Source organism: Stenotrophomonas maltophilia group sp. RNC7 (assembly GCF_030910085.1).
In the GTDB taxonomy this organism is placed as follows: domain Bacteria; phylum Pseudomonadota; class Gammaproteobacteria; order Xanthomonadales; family Xanthomonadaceae; genus Stenotrophomonas; species Stenotrophomonas sepilia.
The window spans coordinates 1-856 of sequence record NZ_JAVFVN010000396.1 but is presented as its reverse complement, the minus strand read 5'-3'; the positions used below and the strand labels follow the sequence as shown (position 1 = coordinate 856).

Annotated in this window: 2 protein-coding genes; both read left to right on the top strand. The window is 29.8% G+C overall.

What is annotated here, in order from left to right; all coding sequences use genetic code 11:
- Nucleotides 1-83: 83 nt before the first annotated feature.
- Nucleotides 84-530, top strand: coding sequence for a helix-turn-helix transcriptional regulator (locus tag RCF13_RS06775; RefSeq protein WP_270703923.1), 447 nt, complete (start codon nucleotides 84-86; stop codon nucleotides 528-530).
- 9 nt (nucleotides 531-539) lie between these two features.
- Nucleotides 540-856 (top strand): hypothetical protein (locus RCF13_RS06770; RefSeq protein WP_308140994.1); only part of this gene is annotated, 317 nt, incomplete at its 3' end.

Below are 856 nucleotides of genomic sequence, written 5' to 3'. Positions count from 1 at the left end.
TGTTTAGTGTATCTATAAATAAAATGTTTATACACTGTTTAATTTGTTAATACTAAACAGTAAACATAGGAGGGGATTGTTATATGAATTTTGATCCGATTGTTGTAGGACAAACGCTAAAAAAACAAAGGCTCCAAATGGAAATGGGAGTTAGGGAAATAGCAAAACGAGTAGGAGTAAGTCCGGGGTACATTACTCAATTAGAAAAAGGAATGATAAAGAAACCATCGCCCGAAATTATAGAATCCTTATTTATGATATTGAAAATGGAAGGGATTCATATATTGGACAATACAGAAGAGCAAGCATATAAAGATAAATTACTGAATTCAATTTCAGAAATGAGCTTGGAGGAATTGAAGGCAATGGAATTTATAGTGAAGTATTCGGGACTTGTAAGTAACTTATATGAAATTAATCAAAAATCAAATAAGAAGGAGAAAGTCCTGGCAGGTATTTGTGATTATATTCATTATCAACATAATCGATATGTTACGAGGAGATTAGAAGTTTTATTTGAAGGAAAGTGAGTTAGTGTAATGGGTATTGATAATGTTAGAAAATTTTTGGATTTGTTAAATGAGGAAGAAAAGGAAGAAGTAGTTAACCAAATTAGTAGGAAGTATCGATATGAAAGTAGTCGTAAAACAAAGGGACAAATTAAGACAGCTATGATGAATTTTATTAACGGTAAAAATACAACTGTAGAGTATTTGGAAGTGTTTTTAGAATGTATTGAAAAAGCATTTAATGTTAATAACATTAATATTTTGCAAGGAAAGTTTGAAAAGAATCAAGTTGACGGTAAAGATTTGCTAATGAAGGAAATTTCTAATATAAGTTATCCGCTTCATAT

Bases quoted from the DNA above. Each gene is read 5' to 3' on its own strand.
- RCF13_RS06775 (WP_270703923.1), top strand. From the start codon at position 84: ATGAATTTTGATCCGATTGTTGTAGGACAAACGCTAAAAAAACAAAGG.